An 18,374-nucleotide genomic window follows, 5' to 3' on the forward strand; every position below is an offset into this window, starting at 1 on the left:
ATGATAAAATCATTAAATAAATTACTTCCTTTAGTAGTACTCTGTCTTTTTACTTCTAGTTTGTTTGCACAAAATAAAGAGTTAGACAGTATCATTGCTTTACGTAGCCTTGCTAATGATAATAATACACAGTTAGAAAATCGTTTTAAATACGCTAGAAAGGCTGTTAAAATGTCTTATAAGCTATCAGATTCTACTCTGTTAGCTAGTAAAAGAGTGCTTTCTTATTTATTTCTTATTCAAGGAGACTATGATTCGGTATTTAAAATTAACCATCAAAACGTAAAATTAGCAGAAAAAGTTAAAGATACTTTTGCAATTGCTAATGCTTATAATATACTAGGCTTCTATCATCATATTTATGAGAAACATGATAGTGCCTACTTTTACTACTTTAAATCTGTTAAGTTATTTGAAAAATTAAATAACATAAAAAATCAAGGCGAAGTATTAGCTAACATGGCAGATATACAAGAAACCGAAAGAGATTATATAGGTTGTGAAAGTAATGCTATTAAGTCTATTGCTTTAATAGAGCAGTTACCAGAAAACGATTATAATCTTGAAACGTTATGGAATACTCATAACTTAATAGCAATTGTTGCTGCAGAACTAGAACAGTATGATAGAGCACTAGAGTATTATGATAAGACACTTGATATTTGTAATAGAATGCAAGATGCTTATGAAAAAACTTTGTTTTCTAATATAAATATAGCTGCATTGTATAGAAGAAAAGGAGATTTTGCTACTGCAGAAAGACTCTATAAAAAACTCTATAAAGACACTTCTATATTAGCTTTTGATCCAACTTCGTATTCTATTATTTTATCAGGCTTGGCACATGCAAAATTTAAAAACAATACAGCCAGTGAGTCCGAAATTAAAGAGCTGTTTAATAAAGCCTATCAAATAAGCGAAACAGAAGATGATGAGGTAGGGCTTTTGTCTATTAGTATGGATATGGCAGATTTTTATTTTGAAACAAAAAATAAAGATAGCGCTAGACATTATGTAGATAAAGCATATACAATAGGAAATGATTTAGTAGCTAATGAAACCATATTAGAAGCTCTTTTGCTAAAGTCTAAAATTGAAACAGGCGAACAAGCAGAAGCGAGTTTAAATGCTTATATTAAATTAAGTGATAGCCTACAGAAGGCAGAACGATCTATACGAAATAAGTTTGCTAGAATTGATTATGAAACAGATCAAATAAAAGCAGAAAAAGAAAGAGTATCTAAAGAGAGGTTCATGTTTTTATTGCTTTCCATAGGTTTGTTTGTAACGTTAGCCTTGATATATATTATTTTCACACAGCTTTCCAAAAACAAAGCGCTAACCTTTAAGCAGCAACAACAGGAAACAAATGAGGAAATCTATAACCTGATGCTATCTCAGCAGAATAAAATAGATGAAGCAAGAAGTACAGAAAAAAGAAGGATTTCAGAAGAACTTCATGATGGTATTCTAGGAAGACTTTTTGGTACTAGATTAAGTTTAGATAGTTTAAATAGAAGTAATACCGAAGAAGCAATTCAATCTAGAGAAAGTTATATTGATGAGTTACAGGCTATAGAACAGGAGATTAGAAAGGTGTCGCATGAGTTAAATACCGATTTTATTTCAAATTCTAGATTTATAGATATTGTAAAAACACTATTAGAAACACAAACTAAAGCCTATCAATTAGAGTATAAACTTACCAATAACGATTCTATACATTGGGATGCAATAACCAATAAAACCAAAATTCATATTTATAGAATTCTGCAAGAATCACTTCAAAATATATATAAACACGCAAAGGCTTCCAAAGTAGAAATTAGTTTTAGTATTAAAAAAAATGTAATTTGTCTAACTATTACAGATGATGGTTCTGGTTTTGAAATTAACAAATCTAAAAAAGGAATTGGTATTAAAAACATTACCTCAAGAGTAAAAGAAATTAATGGAGAGTTAAAAATAAAATCAGAATTAAGTAAAGGAACAAACATTACCATTAAAATTCCAATCTAGCCCAAAGACCTAACATAATGCAAGAAACAATTAGAATATTAATGACAGATGATCATCCTATGATTATAGAAGGATATCAAAATACATTATTAGCTACAAAAAAAGAAACTCAAGAATTACAAATTGATATTGCAAATACCTGTGACCAATCTATGCAATTAATGCAAAGGTCTATTGAGGATGAAAATCCGTATGATATTCTTTTTATGGATATTAGCTTGCCGCCTTCAGCAGATGAAACTATTACTTCTGGTGAAGACCTTTCTAAATACGCTAGAGAAATTTTGCCAGAAGCAAAAATTGTTATTCTTACCATGTTTAATGAGCCTTATAGAATACATAATATCATTAAAGAAATTAAACCTGAGGGTTTTGTTGTTAAAAGTGATTTAACATCTAGAGAGCTAGCTAGTGCGTTTCAAGCGGTAGTTAATAATCCGCCATTTTATAGTACAACTGTTACAAGGTTTTTAAGAACAACTTTAGAGTCTGAAATAGAAATAGACGATATAGATAGAAAAATATTATACCTATTATCTCAAGGTGTTAAAACAAAAAGTTTAACCAATCATTTAGGAGTTTCTACTAGCTCTATTGAAAAAAGAAAAAAGAATTTAAAAGAAGTTTTTTCTGTTTTAGATAGTCAGGATGAAACCTTGTTAAATGAGGCTAGAAAAAAAGGATTTCTATAAAAGAAGCCTGCGCTATGTTTTTATAAGTAACAGATTGAAAAAAAATGAATTTTTTTTATGGCTTTTCAACGCTTGAATAGCTTGAATAGTACGGTTTTAACGTAATCTCTTTACGGAAAAACCGTAACCAAGTTTTAAAGATTATAACTATATTAGAGGTATCAACAAAAGTATGATTAATTAATCCCCTCGAATTAGAATAAGTTGATTCATAGCATGTATTAAGCCTTGTTATTTCGTTTAACGAAACTACAAGGCTTTTTCTATTTTAGGTAGCAATTAGAAGCTAAAAATAGAAACTCTATATTCCCAAAAAGTAAGGATAAAGAAGCCTAAATAAACTACAGCTACAATAAATTTTAAAAAGGTTCCTGTTAAAAATCCTAAAAACGAACCAAAAGCAGCCTTAACAGCAGTTTTAGAATCTGCTTTATTAATTAGCTCACCTACAAGTGCGCCTATAAAAGGCCAGATTATTATACCAAAAGCACCAAATATTGGAAAAAACAAAGAAACTAATAAACCTACAGTAGTTCCTATCATACCCATTTTACTGCCTCCAAATTTTTTAGTTCCAAGAGCTGGTATTATATAGTCTAAAGCAAAAACAAAAAGAGCAACCGCTAAAGTAATACCCAGAAACCAAGTGTCATTAGGTACTGCTTTGGTGAGGTATAAGAGTAAAAGTCCAATCCAACTCATAGGAGGACCAGGAAGTATAGGAAGAAAACTACCAATAAGGCCAATAATTATAAAAAGGAAACCAAAAAGAGCTAAAGCTAGATCCATATATTTTTTCTTATATGACGAATTCTGTTCGTGAATGTTACATTTTGTTACTTTAAAACCTGTTGAGGTAAAATCTTAGGTTGTATACCTATGCCTTGTTGTTGTCTTTTAATTAAAAAGAATACTGTTATTTTTTTAGTAGCTATAAATCAATAGTTTGCTAGTTTAAAAATATCTTTTTATATTCATAATCCCTCAAAAAGTAAACGTAAGTTATTTATAAAATCTGTAAAAAAGAAGAACACTTTTATAAATAGGTAACCTAAACCGAAATCCTTTTTTTAAATTTGAAGCCAACAGTATAAAAGTACCTTTTTTAAAATATTATTTTTAAAAAATAAGCAGGAGCAATTGGTGCTTTTAAAAGATACATACAGCTAGAGGATGTATTCTAACCTGTTTGTTATAAAGAAGTAAGGATTTTAAATATAAAATTGTACATTTCGGTTTCTTAATAATAGTATGCAAAGAATTATTATTTTTTTTATTCTTATAAGTTTCACGTCGTGTAGCTATTTTAATGTGAAGAAAACATCTTCAGAAGCTATTCTTGAAGAAGAGCTACAAGCGTTTAATTGGAACGAGGTAGATGTCTATCCAAGTTTTGAAACTTGTGATTTGTTATTAGACAATGCTGGTAAGAAAAAATGTTTTCAAACCACAATCACAAATACTATTTATAAAACCTTGTCTTCAGAAAAAATAGTGGTAAGTCAAGACATTGCAGATACTGTAAAGGTGCGTTTTCAAATTTCAGAAAAAGGCGAGCTGCAACTTGTAGATGCAGAAATAGATTCTGTTACCATGGCAGAAATACCAAATCTTGAAATTTTATTACACCAAGGTTTAATTTTTCTTCCCAAAATATATCCAGCTATTAAAAGAGGACAGCAAGTAAAAACACAATTTACTTTGCCTATACGTATTCAGGTAAATTAGTCTGATTCCTTTTTTTTTCTTGTTTTAAGGTTTTTCCATCAAGAAAAGAAACGGTTTATCTAATCGCTAATTTTTTCATTAATCTTAAAATTTCTACATACAACCAAACCAAAGAAACTAAAAGTCCCCAAGTGGCTAGCCATTCTTTGTTTTTAGGAGCTTTGTTTTTTTGTCTTTCTATATATTGAAAATCTAAAAGAAGTGTAAGTGACGCTACAATGGCAGCAATAATATTAAAAGCAATGGCAATAAGTGAGGTTCCGCCAATAAAAGACTGAATACCAAAAAAGCTTAAAATCCAAGAAATAATATACACTAAAAATATACTAGCAGCAGCAGTAATAATAATGCTTTTTAGCTTTTGTGTAACTACAATAATTCTTGTTTGGTACAAAAAGAGTATGGTAAAAAAGGTAATAATGGTAACGCCAACAGCTTGGTATGGCATATTGGGGAATTTAGCATGCGCAAAACTACTTATTCCTCCTAAAAAACAACCTTTGGCTATCGCATAAACAGGTACTAAAAAAGGAGCCCAATTGTTTTTGTAAGAGATAACAATGCTAATTATAATAGAAGAAATAATTCCTCCATACAAAAACCATTCTATGTCATATCCTAGGCTATTAAGTTTCCAGATGCCTACTGTAATTGTAGCAATTATGGCAATACATAAAAGGGATTTAAAAAGAATACCTGTAATAGTCATTTTTAGGGCAGAAGATTTTCTGTCATTCCAAAAATAATCTGTAAAAGCTGGGTTCGAAGTTTTGTTTAACCGCATTATAAATTCATCTTGTAACCAACAGCAAAGTCTATTGGAAAATTACCTTGGTTATCAATAAAAATAGAGAATAACTCGTTGTAGGTAAAAGTTATAAAGCCGTTTTCATTAATTTTAATATCTGAGCCTAAGCCAAAAATAAAAGGAGCATCAAAAGCGCCACCACTATCATTTTCTGTGTTAGTAATAGTGTAGGTTGCAAATTTTACATTGGCATATATATTAAAATTAGACTGGTTAATAAATCTATATCTATAACCTAAAGCTATTTGTGTGGCAGCATACTCAAAATCTTTATGCTCTGCAGCGTGTCTTATACCAATAAAACCTGCATGTCTTGGTAAGGTTTTAGATTCAAAAAACTCTAATTCTGCACCAAATAAAACCGAAGCTGTATTATCCGGATTTTCAACAAAAGGATTATTAGTTATACCACCAAATACACCAATTCTAGTTTTTATTTTTGTTCTTTCGGTTTGTGAGTAACTAGCATTTTGTGAAGCATTATAAGTATCAAAAAAAGATCTTAAGCTAGGTAGTGTTAAATTTACTTTTTGGGTAGATACGTTATTGTTGGTTATTTTATTTAAAACCGTTTTATATTCTTCTTGATACTTGTTGTTACTATCTTTAGTATTTACAAGTTCTATAATGGTATTATCTGTAGTTTTTACAAAATACCTAAACTGGCTGTCAATGGTGTTCCAGAGTAAATCTAAAGTGCCATCTACTTCGGTTTTAAGCGTTAGCTCTTCATTGTTTATTGTGTAGGTTTTTTGTGCTATAGCAGAACTGCTAATGAAAATAATACAAAGTAAAAGCAATAGTTTTTTCATATTATATATTTTAGGTAGGTTCTTGTAAATCTACAAAATTTAAAACGGAATTACCATTATTTTTTAAATGCTCTACCTTTCCATTTATAATTAGTAAACACCGAAACAAATACCACGTAAATACTAAAAAAAGGATACAAAATACAGCTAAATAAATAAGAAGATAAAAAGGTTTCTTGTTTGTAAAAACGAACGGTTTTAAACAGTAATAAAAAGTCTATACTGCATTTTATTAAAAAAAGATATAGAAAAATATTAAAGTTAATACTGCCTACAATACTTAATATTAGTGCGCAAATTAAAGAAGCGTTGGTGAGTAAAACCAACAAACCAACAATTTTTGCAAAGCTGTTTTTATAATTAGTAGATTTAGATGCCCAACGTACGCGTTGTGAAATTAAATGGCCTATTGTTTTTTCTGCTTCTGTGGTTACAATAGCTTGTTCGCATTTTAAATAATGTACTTTGTTTGCGTCTTGTTTTAATGCTTTTTCTAATAAAAAAATATCGTCACCACTAGCAATAGTAGTATTGCCTTTAAAGCCTTTTACAGTATTAAATAATTCTTTTTTATAAGCAAGATTAGCGCCATTACACAAAAAAGGTTTTTGTATACCAAAACCACCAATGGTTGCTCCTTGAAGGCTTAAAATATCTAATAATTGAAAGCGTTTTAAAAAGGAATTTACTTTACTATAGGTAACAGGAGCAACAATAAAATGCGCATTGTTTTTTTGTAGAAACGCATCAAAACTGTCCAGCCAATATTTTGGTAGTACGCAGTCTGCATCTGTGGTAACTATCCAATTGTATTTTGCAACTTGTATAGCAGAAGTTATTGCGTCTTTTTTAGGCGAATGACTTTTACGAACGTTTTTAATAATACGTATATTGCTTATAGCAGAAGCTTTGTTTTTTGCAGCAATAAACGCTTCAATAATTGCAACCGAAGCATCTTCAGAAGCATCATCTACTAAGATAATTTCAAACAAATGTTTTGGATACTGTAAAGCTGCAATAGATCTTAAAAGTTCTGGTAAATTTTCGGCTTCATTTCTAAACGGAATAATAACAGAAAAGCTAGTTTTAGCTTCTACGTCTTCTAAGGTAAACCCCTTTACTTTGTCAAAACCAAAGGCTAAACTTCCTATTAAAACTACGTAATTAATAAGTATAATAACAAAAAGTAATAAAATCATGCCGTTTTGTTTTTTTGAGGTGTAAAAGTAAGTACATAATAACTGCCTAGTATACTTGGTAGTACAAAATTTAAGATCCACATAAGCAATACAATGCTTAAAATAGTAAATTCATTTACATGAACCGTTGTAAAAATATATACAGCTACGCTTCCTTTAATAATAACATCAAAAATAAATATAGAAGGAATTATAGAGGCAAGTAAATACATGCTTGTTATTGCAACCATGGCATGAAAATAAGATACTTCAATACCAAAAATACCTAGTAAAAAGTAAAACTGAAACGAGAAAACCAAGTACCTTAAAAGAGATAACAAAAAACTAGAAGTTATTGTGTTTAAGCCTAAGTTTTTAATAAAATGCCTAAGCTTTTCTATAGAAAATCCTTTTATTTTAAACCGTTTTTGCTTTAAGCCTACAAAAGATATTATAGAGACAATAGCAATGATTATTAAAAATCTGGAGGCTTTAAAATATGCAATATCTACATTGTATTCTAAAATAAAAAAATACAAACCAACAATGCCAAACAGTGTTGTAATACTCATTTGCATCAGGTTCCCTATAAGATTTAATAGCACAATGCGTTTTCTGTAACTAGAGGTAAAATACAATGCTTTAGCACCATAATCACCAATTCGGTTTGGTGTAAAAAGCGATGCTGTTAAAGCTCCTAAACTTTGTTTTGAGGCTTCAGAAAAAGATATTTTTTTAATAGAAGAAACTAAAATTTGCCATTTTTTAATTTCAAAAAACCAGTTTAGAACACTTAAAAAGACTAGAAATAGCGCGTTTTTTAATGAAAAAACATGATTTTCAGATAAAAAATAAAGAAATTCATTAAAATCTAAATCGCTATTTGTAGTTAGTTTTAAATAGATAAAATAAAAAGCACCAATTACAATGCTTAATTTAATAAGTACAAAAAAGAATTGATTAGTTTTGTAAGGTAGTGCTCTAAACATTTTATGTTAAAAAGCACAAATTAAAACAATATTGCTATATGATTATGCGAATACAAAAAATTAAATACTCCTTTTGCTTTTTAGCTCTTATGTTTATGTCTGTTTCTGGTTTTTCGCAAACAGAAACAAGTACCTGGAAAGCACAATTTGCAGTAGGAATTAATAGCCCAAGTCAAAGCGCATTTGTCACTAATTTTGAAGCGAAACCTGTTAATTTTCCAACGGTTCATATTGGCTTACAACGTATGCTCAACAGAAACTTTGGTGCAAAATTAGACTATGGTTATAACAGAATTTCTAATGCTACAAATAGTGATTCTCCAGAGTTTAAAATCAATTATTCTAGAATCAATATACAAGCGGTTTATGATCTTGGTAGCATAATTAGAGTGCCAAATAGTTATGCAATCATGGCACATGCAGGACCAGGATATACTTTTGTTAAGCCTTTAGGAGTTTATACAGATAACAATACATCGTTTTTAAATGCTATGGCAGGATTAGAGTTTCATTATGGGATTTCGCAAGGACTTTCGGTGTTTTTAGATACCTCTTATATTTATGCTTTTAGTAGCGATTATGATACCACTTTTGACGGATTTGGTACCTTTAACGGAAACCTTTTAACAGCAACCATTGGTGTGTCTATATCTTTAAGTGGTTGTTATTATTGCCAATAATGAGCGAAGAAAGAATTATTTTAGGAATAGATCCAGGAACAACCATTATGGGTTTTGGGCTCATTAGAGTAAAAAACAAAAAGATGGAATTCTTGCAATTGAATGAGTTAGATTTAAAAAAATATACAGACCATTATCTTAAACTGAAACTTATTTTTGAGCGTACCATAGAGTTGATAGATACACACCATCCAGATGAAATTGCTATTGAAGCTCCTTTTTTTGGTAAAAATGTACAAAGTATGCTCAAGCTTGGTAGAGCACAAGGAGTTGCTATGGCTGCAGGTCTTTCGCGAGAAATACCTATTACTGAATATTTGCCAAAAAAAATAAAAATGGCTGTTACAGGAAACGGAAATGCCAGCAAAGAGCAAGTTGCTAAAATGTTGAAAAGCATGCTAGGTTTAAAAACCTTACCCAAAAACTTAGATGCAACAGATGGCTTGGCTGCTGCAGTTTGCCATTTTTATAATTCTGGTAAAGTAAGTGTTGGTAAGAGTTATTCTGGTTGGGACAGTTTTGTAAAACAGAATAAAGATCGCGTTAAGAAATAGGAAATGGATGTATTACAAATTTTTAATTTTATAAATTCTTTCGAAAAAGAAAAAAAAATAAACTTATTAGAAACTACGACTAACAAGGAGTTTGAAGTTTTGTTAAAAAAGAATAATACAGGTTTAAGTTTTAGACTACCTCATCCTTTTTTTAATTTATTGTATAAAAAAGATGCTGTTTTTAAATTATCTAGTGAATTAATCACTTTAGATATTGTTAATTTTTTAGTAAAAAACGAACAACATAGTTTAATGAGCAGAGTTTGTGAAGCATATATGTTTCAAACTCTTAATTTTAATAGTAAAGAAGAAAAATATTATAGTTATTATTCAAAAATAAATAGTTTTTTTCTTCTCAATTTTTTTGAAGAATATCAACAGGATTTATCTGTTTATATTAGAGGATTAAAATTCAAAATTTCTACATGTATAATTAATAATAAAAAAAAAGTAGATCTTCTTTGTATTCAATGTGAAAATAAGCTTGATTTTAAGAAATTTAAGCATTATGTAAATAATATAATTGTATCAATTGGTTTCTTTTCAGGTGAATTCTATAAGAAAGAAGAGTTTTTTTTTCAGTCAACTGTTAAAGATTTTTCAATTAATACAGATTTGTTTTATAGAAGTTCAAATTTAGAATTTTCATTCCCTGAACCTTTTACTTATTCTCCTAATAGTTGGAGTTGGAAATTTAAAAATGAATATGAATTAGATAGCTTTCAGAAAAAAGAATTCTCATCAAGAATAAGTAAAAAAAGCTTTTTGGAATTAGTAGAGCTTCTTATTAGATATCCTCGGATTTATTTTTCTATTAGAATGGTTTTTAGTTTTTATAATTTTTCGGTATTATCTAGAGTATCAATGCTTTTCGTTGTTTTAGAGGTGATATGCGAAGAGTTTAAGAATGATTTGGATACCAATTATATTCAAAAAGAATTAAAATATAAATTAGGGCAAAAATTATTAGAAAAGTACAAGGAAAGTATAGCTGCGGAAGACTTCATTATTTTAGATGACATAATCGAAAATATAGATAAGAGATTAACTAACAATATTGTTAATTATGAACAAGTTTTTGATGCTTTAAATATTAATTTATCTAATGAAGATAGATTTGTTCTAAAGAAAAGAAATCATTTTTTTCATGGAAGAATTATTCCTAAAAGTATTCAAATAGATTCGGAAGAAGCATATGTTAACCTAGAGAAAAATTATTTTCATGATTCACTTAGGCTCTATGTTTTAGTTAGTAAACTTATTTTGAAAAAAGTTAAATTTTCTGGATATATAATTAATTATCCAAAACTCTTTGAAGAGGAAAATATTCTTCGTGAATCTTATTTCGTTAAACTTAATTAATGTCAGGAATTTACATACATATACCGTTTTGCAAGCAAGCATGTCATTATTGCGACTTCCATTTTTCTACTTCTATGAAGAAGAAAGACGAGCTAGTACAAGCATTAATTACAGAACTTGAACTCCGTAAAAAAGAGCTAGAAAACCAGGTAGTAGAAACCATTTATTTTGGAGGAGGAACCCCTTCTTTACTTACCAATAACGAATTGTTATTGCTAATTAATGCAGTGCATGAAAATTATATAGTTTCTAAAAATCCAGAGATTACACTAGAAGCAAATCCAGACGATTTAACCAAAGATAGAATTGTGCAATTAGCAAAAACACCAATTAATAGATTGAGTATTGGTGTGCAATCTTTTTTTGAAGACGATCTAAAAAGTATGAACAGAGCACACGATGCAGAAGAAGCAGAAAAATGTCTTGAATATGCATCGCAATATTACAATAATATTACAATAGACTTGATTTATGGTGTTCCTAATATGTCTATTGAAAAATGGCAAGCCAACCTAGATAAGGCATTTTCTTTTGGTGTTAATCATATTTCAAGCTACGCTTTAACAGTAGAACCTAAAACCGCCTTAGCTACTTTTATTGCAAAAGGAAACTATCCTCCAATAGATGAAGACTTAGCATTACAGCATTTTAATCATTTAGTAGCAGAAACCCAAAAGCAAGGTTTTGTGCATTATGAAATTTCAAACTTTGGTAAGCCTAACTTCTTTTCAAAACACAATACTAGTTATTGGCAAGGTAAAAGTTATATTGGTATTGGTCCTTCTGCACACTCCTTTAGCCAAACACAACGAAGTTGGAATATAGCTAACAACACCAAATACATACAAAGTATACAAAACAAAGTGTTGCCTAATACTATAGAAACCTTAAGTGTTCAAGATCAATATAACGAGTATGTAATGACAGGTTTACGAACCATTTGGGGAATTTCATTACAAAAAATAGAAACCGATTTTGGTGCAGATTATACCTCTCATCTATTAAAAGTTTCTCAAAAATATATAGCAAACGGTTTGTTAAAAACAACTAGTTCTTCCTCAAGTCTTGTAGAAGAAGTTTTTATTAAAACAACACAAAAAGGAAAGTTTTTGGTAGACGGAATAGCTTCTGAAATGTTTATTGTTTAAATAACTACCTCTTTTTTCTAAAAAATATAAAGCATCTTTAAATGCAATTCAAGAAGCAAGGACTTATATAAACAACTTCTTTTACTTATATTTGGAATAATAGAATTTTAGAAAATTACTGAAAAAAATTCAGCATTAATGATAGCAACTATAGAAACCAATTCTCAAAAATATAAAATAGATTTATCTAAACCTTTAGATATTTCTATACCTTTAATCGCATCAAAAAATAACGTCAATGCGTGGTATTTAAAAGAACCAACCATAGAGCCTTTTCAAGATGAAGGCTGGACAGCAAGTGTAAAAGAAGGAGCGTGTATTAATTTTAATAATATTTATTTTAATCCGCATGCACATGGTACACATACAGAATGTGTTGGTCATATTACAGAAAAGGTACACTCGATAAATAAAAATTTAAAAAAGTTTTTCTTTTTAGCCGAAGTAATAACTGTAGCACCAGAAAAGTTAGGTGATGATTTTGTGATTTCTAAAAAACAAATTCAATTTGCTTTAGGAAACAAAAAAAGAAAAGCGGTAATTATTAGAACCTTGCCAAATACCAATGATAAGTTATCTGCGCAATATTCACACACCAATCCTCCTTATTTGTTAGAAGAAGCTGCTGCATATTTAAAAACAAAAGGTGTAGACCACTTATTAATAGATCTGCCAAGTGTAGATAAAGAAAAAGATGAAGGAGCGCTTTTAGCACACAATGCTTTTTGGAATACAAAAGGAAAAGGAAACATACGCATAAACGCAACCATAACAGAACTTATTTTTGTACCAAATACTGTTGAGGATGGTACTTATTTTCTAAACCTACAAATAGCACCTTTTGAAAATGATGCTTCGCCAAGTAAGCCTATTTTATATGCGCAACTAAGCGATTAAATTGTGGTATATAAATTGCGTAATAAAAAATAAACAAAGTAAATAAATGGAAGCCTTTTTAGGAATTATAATAGGAGTTTTAGCTAGCTTAGGTGTAGTTACTTACTTTAAATCAATTAAAAAAAAGCAATTAGTAAACACGCAATCTTTATTGCTTTTAGACAAAATTAAAACCGTTTGTAAATTTATAACTGTAGAAGGAGATTTTGCAGAAATTTACCATTATGAAGATGTAAAAGAGCGTTTTTTAAAACTAGTAACAAGCAAAAAAAAGGCATTGGTAGTAATTAATGCTAAAGCACATGTTGGTTATGATTTAAGTAAAATAGAACTAGAATCTGATAAAGAAAACAAGAAAATTATAATCAAGTATTTTCCGCAACCAGAAGTGCTAACTGTAGAAACCAACTTGAATTATTACGATAAAAAAGATGGCTATTTTAATAAGTTTGATGCTTCCGATTTAACTGGGCTAAACCAAGAAGCCAAACAACATATTTTAGATAAAGTTCCAGAAAGTGGTTTAATAGAAGTAGCACAAAAAGAAGCGTTAGAAACTATTTTACTTATGGAAAATATTGTGGAAACCATTGGTTGGAAATTAGATTATTCTGCTTTAAAATTAGAAGAAAAAACAGCCAAGCTAATTAAAGAATAAGCTTTCCGTTTTAAAGTAAATTGTTATGCATATAGAGCAGCTTCGAGAATATTGTTTAAACAAAAAAGGAGTTACAGAGCATTTTCCTTTTGATGAAACCACACTCGTGTTTAAAGTGCTGGGTAAAATGTATGCCTTAACCTCCTTGAAAAATTGGGAAGCAGGTACGCCATCTATTAACTTAAAATGCAATCCCGATTATGCACAAGAACTTCGTGCAGCATATAAAAGTATAGAACCAGGCTATCATATGAATAAAAAACACTGGAACACCATACAACTACATCAAAATAACCTACCTCCAAAATTTATTTTTGAACTTATTGATCATTCTTATGATTTGGTAGTGAAGGGTTTAACTAAAAAACAAAGAGGCTCTTTATTATAATGAATGAATAAGATTACTTTTTATTGCATTCAACAATTTATAAAGTAGTTTATCGAACATATTAGGCTTGTTAAATAATAAGTAACATATTTATAGTGATTAATAGCGCATTACATTTTTTAATTTTAATACAAATAAAATATGGCACTAGAAATCACAAATTCACTAGACACGTTTCAAGTAAAAGGAATACTTAATAAAACAAACGTAGAAAAATTTCAATCCCATTTTAAAAATATTTTTAGCCAAACCAATGAGTTGGTCATAAATATTGATGAATTAAAAAGTATAGATCAAGAAGGTGTATCTGCTTTTGAAATGTTGTACAAACAATCTTTAAAAACACATAAAGCTTTTTTTATTACAGGAATAGGTAGTAAAGAAATTTTTGATCACTTGAGGGCTATTGACGCAGCCTAAAAGTAAATAGTTGGCTATAGCACCAATTTATTTATTAAAAAAAGAAAAATTATGAAACTCATTATCACAAAAAAGAATAATATATACAAGATAAAAGGAAACCTTATCAAGTCTAATGTGTCTCTTTTTAAAAACCAGTTAAAAGATGCTTTTTATAAAGCAGATGATATTGTGTTAAACCTACAAGACCTTAGTACTATAGATAATCAAGGAGTAATTGCTATTGTGCAAATGCATAATGAGGCGCTCTCTAAAAACAAAAAATTATCTATAATCGGGTTAGGTAATGGGCAATTATCTACTCATTTTAATACCAATCAAGTAGCTTAACACTGTTTCTTCTTGTTGTACTGTTATAATAAATGTATTTTTGTTTTTTCAAAAATATATTTATAATGAGTTTAGAAAGAGATTTACAAAAACGTAGTGGCTCACAATGCGAGTTATGTGCCAATCCTGAAAATATTAGCGTTTATACAGTTCTTCCTACAAAAAAAGGAGGCTTAGAAGAAAGCATCATGGCTTGTAAAACCTGTATTGACCAAATAGAAAACCCAGATACTACAGACGCAAATCATTGGAGGTGTTTAAATGATAGTATGTGGAGTGAGCACGACGCAGTTAAAGTAGTCGCTTGGCGTATGCTTTCTCGTTTACGTGCAGAAGGTTGGCCACAAGACCTTTTAGATATGATGTATCTAGAAGAAGATACTTTAGAGTGGGCAAAAGCAACAGGAGAAGGAGAAGATGATGCAGACAAGCTAGTACATCGTGATGTAAATGGTGTGGTGCTAGAAGCAGGAGACTCTGTAGTGCTTATAAAAGACCTTAAAGTAAAAGGTTCTAGTATGGTTGCAAAACAAGGTACAGCAGTTAGAAACATTCGTTTAGATCGTGATAACGAAACCTATATTGAAGGTAAAGTTGGCCCAACACAAATAGTAATTATTACAGATTACGTAAAGAAAATATAATATTTTGGCGTTTCCTTTAGTGATTTTTTAAGGCGAAAAAACCTTAAAAAATCACCAAAGGTCAGGCTATTCACTATATCTTTTTTAAGAAAAATAAAAAAGGATGCCGTTGCTATCCTTAACGCAGCTGCAGCATACTAAACAAGCAATTGCAATACCATACACACTGGTAAACATAGTAGACTAACTATGCGTTGACTTTTGGGTCAATAAAACTATAATACGTTCTTACTTGCCTTTTTACTTCAAGAATATAAAACAGTTTAAAATTTATTTTAACTAAGGCTAATTTTAGGTAAAACCAAAACGAGTAAAATAGTATTTTTAAAAATTCTACACCTATAACGTATTATCTCTCACCTAAAAAACCTTCAACACATTTAAAAAACACAAACTGTAATTTTTGTCTTGGCAAATACGTTTTTTAAAAACGTATTAATACCAATAACTACTTAATTTTTTCATTTATATATAAAAATCTAATATGAGATACCAACCCATTTCAAATACCTTATTCCAAGAAAACAGAAGTCGTTTCACTTCTAAAATGAAACCCAATACAATTGCTATTTTAACATCTAATGATGTAAAGCATAATAATGCAGATGATGTTATGGCATTTGCGCAAAACAATGATTTGTTTTACCTCTCAGGAATAGACCAAGAAGAAACCATTTTGGTGCTATATCCAGATGCTTATAAACAAGAAAACAAAAGCATTTTATTTATAAAAGAAGCTACCGAACAAGAAAAAATTTGGGATGGCGAAAAATTGAGCAAAGAGCAAGCTGCACAAATTTCAGGAATAGATCGTGTAGAGTCCATTTCAGATTTCGAAATCCTTTTGCAATACATGGCTTTTGAAGCAGACGGTTTTTATCTTGGCCATAATGAACACCTTAAACGTGTTACCAAAGATCAAGAAACACAGCAAGACAGAATGATACAATGGTGTAAGAAAAAATATCCTTTACATACATACCATAGAGCTGCAAAAATAACTAGAGATTTAAGACCTATAAAATCTAAAGAAGAAGTTGCTTTAATGCAAAAAGCGGCAAATATAAGTGTTGCTAGTTTTAAAAGAGTTTTGCAAACAGTAAAACCAAACATAAAAGAGTATGCCTTAGAGGCAGAACTAACCTATAATTTAATAAAATCTGGAGCTACAAGACATGCTTTTAAACCTATTGTAGCTTCTGGTAAAAATGCATGTGCCTTGCATTATAATGCCAATGATGCTGTTTGTAAAGATGGCGAAATGGTACTTATGGATTTTGGTGTTTGTTATGCAAACTATAATAGTGATACGACACGTTGTTTTCCGGTAAACGGAAAATTTTCTGCACGACAAAAAGAAGTTTATAATGCAGTATTACATTGTTTAAAAGAAGGAAGCAAACTAATACAACCAGGAGTGCTACCAGCAGATTATGAAAAAAGCATGGCGCAATTAGTAGAAACAGAATTGATAAAACTAGGTTTACTAGATGCTAATGATGTTGCTAATCAAGATGCCAACAAACCATTGTATAAAAAATATTTTATGCATGGTACAGCGCATCATATTGGGTTAGATGTGCATGATGTAGGCTTGTATTCTCGTCCTTTTGAAATAGGAATGGTACTTACTTGCGAGCCTGGAATTTATATACCAGAAGAAGGTATAGGTTGCAGATTAGAAAATGATTATGTAATCACAGAAAACGGAAATATTAATTTAACAGAAGCAATGCCTATTGAAATAGAAGACATTGAAGCTTTAATAAATAAAAAATAATATGAAAGGAATAGGAGGATCAACAATAAAAGCCGAATTAGAGGCAATTAAACCAATAGCACATTTGGTGCAACCAATACAAAAAGAAGAGTTTCAGCAAAGAATGGATAAAGCTTGTAAACTCATGCAAGAGCAAAACATTCCAGCTATGTATTTAAATGCAGGAACCAATATGTTCTACTTTACAGGAACAAAATGGGGAGCAAGTGAACGTATGGTTGGTGCGGTATTATTTTCAAATGGAAAGCTTGTGTATATCGCGCCAGAATTTGAAAAAGGAACCATTTTTGATTTTATGCTAATTGAAGGAGATGTACAAGGTTGGGAAGAGCATGAGTCTCCGCACCAATTATTTGTTTCCATTTTAAAAGAAAACGGTGTAGATTCTGGCCCTGTTGCTATGGATGAAGCAACACCATTTTTTGTAATTGACGGTATTAAAAATTGCCAAAACGACTATGAGTTGGTAAACGCAAAACCAATTACAGCAGGTTGCAGAATGATTAAATCGGAAGCAGAAATTGCTATCATGCAACATGCCATGAATATCACATTAAAAGTACATAAGGCAGTAGCAAGAATTTTATACGTAGGTATTTCGGCAAAAGAAGTTACAGATTTTATTCATGAAGCACATATAAGATATGGAGCAACTTCAGGATCTTATTTTTGTATTGTACTGTTTGGTGTAGATTCCTCTTTTCCGCATGGCGTAAAAACACCTAAAAATTTAGAAGAAAATGAAGTAGTGTTAGTAGATACAGGTTGTATGCTTCATGATTATATTTCAGATATTACAAGAACTTATGTTTTTGGTGAAGCAAATGAAGAACAAAAACGCATTTGGAACATTGAAAAAGAAACCCAACAAGCAGCTTTTAATGCAGCACAATTAGGTAATACCTGTGAAGATATTGATAATGCTTCAAGAGTGGTTTTAGAATCTCACGGTTTAGGACCAGACTATAAATTACCAGGATTACCACATAGAACAGGTCATGGAATTGGATTAGGTATTCATGAATGGCCATATATTGTTAGAAATGATAAAACCGTTTTAAAACCAGGAATGACTTTTAGTAATGAACCAATGATTTGTGTACCAGATAAATTCGGAATTCGACTAGAAGACCATATTTATATGACTACAGATGGTCCTAAATGGTTTACAGAACCTATGCATAGTATTGATAATCCGTTTGGTATTTAGTTAAAAACCAACAGGTTTACGCTTATTTTTAACCACAAAAAAACCTTTCTAATTCTAAGATTAGAAAGGTTTTTTAG

General features: G+C 30.0%; 20 protein-coding genes. 15 read left to right on the forward strand and 5 right to left on the reverse strand.

What is annotated here, in order from left to right; translation table 11 throughout:
* Both ACFSSB_RS13295 and ACFSSB_RS13300 read left to right on the forward strand, forming a co-directional pair.
* The gene (locus tag ACFSSB_RS13295) at positions 1-2,019 is read left to right on the forward strand and encodes a tetratricopeptide repeat-containing sensor histidine kinase (RefSeq protein WP_379905051.1); all 2,019 of its coding nucleotides are present in this window, start codon (positions 1-3) and stop codon (positions 2,017-2,019) included.
* Positions 2,020-2,036: 17 nt separating this feature from the next.
* Entirely contained in the window at positions 2,037-2,711 is a 675-nt protein-coding gene (locus ACFSSB_RS13300; RefSeq protein WP_379905053.1) for a DNA-binding response regulator, read from the forward strand.
* A 279-nt stretch (positions 2,712-2,990) separates the two neighbouring features.
* On the opposite strand, the gene ACFSSB_RS13305 is transcribed toward ACFSSB_RS13300, so the two are convergent.
* Entirely contained in the window at positions 2,991-3,500 is a 510-nt protein-coding gene (locus ACFSSB_RS13305) for a DUF456 domain-containing protein (RefSeq protein WP_379905055.1), read from the reverse strand.
* A 522-nt stretch (positions 3,501-4,022) separates the two neighbouring features.
* On the opposite strand from ACFSSB_RS13305, the gene ACFSSB_RS13310 reads away from it, so the two are divergent.
* Positions 4,023-4,439: a hypothetical protein gene (locus ACFSSB_RS13310; protein WP_379905057.1), complete on the forward strand. Its 417-nt coding sequence runs from the start codon at positions 4,023-4,025 to the stop codon at positions 4,437-4,439.
* Positions 4,440-4,494: 55 nt separating this feature from the next.
* On the opposite strand, the gene ACFSSB_RS13315 is transcribed toward ACFSSB_RS13310, so the two are convergent.
* From ACFSSB_RS13315 to ACFSSB_RS13330, 4 genes are read right to left on the reverse strand one after another with little or no spacing between them, the layout of a single operon-like run.
* Positions 4,495-5,223 (reverse strand): Bax inhibitor-1/YccA family protein, encoded by a 729-nt coding sequence (locus ACFSSB_RS13315; RefSeq protein ID WP_379905059.1) that lies wholly within the window; start codon positions 5,221-5,223, stop codon positions 4,495-4,497.
* On the reverse strand, positions 5,223-6,059 hold the full coding sequence (locus tag ACFSSB_RS13320) for a hypothetical protein (protein WP_379905061.1): 837 nt from the start codon (positions 6,057-6,059) through the stop codon (positions 5,223-5,225). Before ACFSSB_RS13320 ends, ACFSSB_RS13315 begins: the two co-directional genes overlap by 1 nt.
* A 56-nt stretch (positions 6,060-6,115) precedes the next feature.
* Positions 6,116-7,258, reverse strand: a complete 1,143-nt coding sequence (locus ACFSSB_RS13325) for a glycosyltransferase family 2 protein (RefSeq protein WP_379905063.1) — start codon at positions 7,256-7,258, stop codon at positions 6,116-6,118.
* Positions 7,255-8,226 (reverse strand): lysylphosphatidylglycerol synthase domain-containing protein, encoded by a 972-nt coding sequence (locus ACFSSB_RS13330; RefSeq protein WP_379905065.1) that lies wholly within the window; start codon positions 8,224-8,226, stop codon positions 7,255-7,257. The genes ACFSSB_RS13325 and ACFSSB_RS13330 overlap by 4 nt, the downstream gene beginning before the upstream one ends.
* A gap of 44 nt (positions 8,227-8,270) precedes the next feature.
* Between ACFSSB_RS13330 and ACFSSB_RS13335 the strand changes: the two genes are divergently transcribed.
* The 12 genes from ACFSSB_RS13335 (at position 8,271) to ACFSSB_RS13390 (ending at position 18,297) form a co-directional block, all read left to right on the forward strand.
* Positions 8,271-8,906 carry an outer membrane beta-barrel protein gene (locus tag ACFSSB_RS13335; RefSeq protein ID WP_379905067.1) on the forward strand — a complete coding sequence of 212 codons (636 nt, stop codon included), beginning with the start codon at positions 8,271-8,273 and terminating at the stop codon, positions 8,904-8,906.
* Positions 8,906-9,460, forward strand: coding sequence for a crossover junction endodeoxyribonuclease RuvC (ruvC, locus tag ACFSSB_RS13340; RefSeq protein ID WP_379905069.1), 555 nt, complete (start codon positions 8,906-8,908; stop codon positions 9,458-9,460). The genes ACFSSB_RS13335 and ruvC overlap by 1 nt, the downstream gene beginning before the upstream one ends.
* Before the next feature lie 3 nt (positions 9,461-9,463).
* The gene (locus ACFSSB_RS13345) at positions 9,464-10,822 is read left to right on the forward strand and encodes a hypothetical protein (RefSeq protein ID WP_379905071.1); all 1,359 of its coding nucleotides are present in this window, start codon (positions 9,464-9,466) and stop codon (positions 10,820-10,822) included.
* The gene (gene hemW, locus ACFSSB_RS13350) at positions 10,822-11,970 is read left to right on the forward strand and encodes a radical SAM family heme chaperone HemW (RefSeq protein WP_379905074.1); all 1,149 of its coding nucleotides are present in this window, start codon (positions 10,822-10,824) and stop codon (positions 11,968-11,970) included. Before ACFSSB_RS13345 ends, hemW begins: the two co-directional genes overlap by 1 nt.
* A 138-nt stretch (positions 11,971-12,108) precedes the next feature.
* Entirely contained in the window at positions 12,109-12,867 is a 759-nt protein-coding gene (locus ACFSSB_RS13355; RefSeq protein ID WP_379905077.1) for a cyclase family protein, read from the forward strand.
* Positions 12,868-12,913: 46 nt separating this feature from the next.
* On the forward strand, positions 12,914-13,525 hold the full coding sequence (locus ACFSSB_RS13360) for a DUF4230 domain-containing protein (protein WP_379905080.1): 612 nt from the start codon (positions 12,914-12,916) through the stop codon (positions 13,523-13,525).
* A 25-nt stretch (positions 13,526-13,550) separates the two neighbouring features.
* A complete protein-coding gene (locus ACFSSB_RS13365; protein ID WP_379905083.1) occupies positions 13,551-13,913 on the forward strand; it encodes an MmcQ/YjbR family DNA-binding protein in 363 nt (120 codons plus the stop codon).
* A gap of 141 nt (positions 13,914-14,054) precedes the next feature.
* Positions 14,055-14,333 carry an STAS domain-containing protein gene (locus ACFSSB_RS13370; protein WP_379905085.1) on the forward strand — a complete coding sequence of 93 codons (279 nt, stop codon included), beginning with the start codon at positions 14,055-14,057 and terminating at the stop codon, positions 14,331-14,333.
* A 51-nt stretch (positions 14,334-14,384) separates the two neighbouring features.
* Positions 14,385-14,663: an STAS domain-containing protein gene (locus tag ACFSSB_RS13375; RefSeq protein ID WP_379905088.1), complete on the forward strand. Its 279-nt coding sequence runs from the start codon at positions 14,385-14,387 to the stop codon at positions 14,661-14,663.
* A 65-nt stretch (positions 14,664-14,728) separates the two neighbouring features.
* Positions 14,729-15,307, forward strand: a complete 579-nt coding sequence (locus ACFSSB_RS13380) for a PhnA domain-containing protein (protein ID WP_379905090.1) — start codon at positions 14,729-14,731, stop codon at positions 15,305-15,307.
* 484 nt (positions 15,308-15,791) lie between these two features.
* Positions 15,792-17,087 (forward strand): aminopeptidase P N-terminal domain-containing protein, encoded by a 1,296-nt coding sequence (locus ACFSSB_RS13385; protein ID WP_379905092.1) that lies wholly within the window; start codon positions 15,792-15,794, stop codon positions 17,085-17,087.
* Between the two features lies 1 nt (position 17,088).
* Entirely contained in the window at positions 17,089-18,297 is a 1,209-nt protein-coding gene (locus tag ACFSSB_RS13390; RefSeq protein WP_379905094.1) for a M24 family metallopeptidase, read from the forward strand.
* Positions 18,298-18,374: the final 77 nt, after the last annotated feature.

Source organism: Lacinutrix gracilariae (assembly GCF_042684485.1).
Lineage (GTDB): Bacteria > Bacteroidota > Bacteroidia > Flavobacteriales > Flavobacteriaceae > Oceanihabitans > Oceanihabitans gracilariae.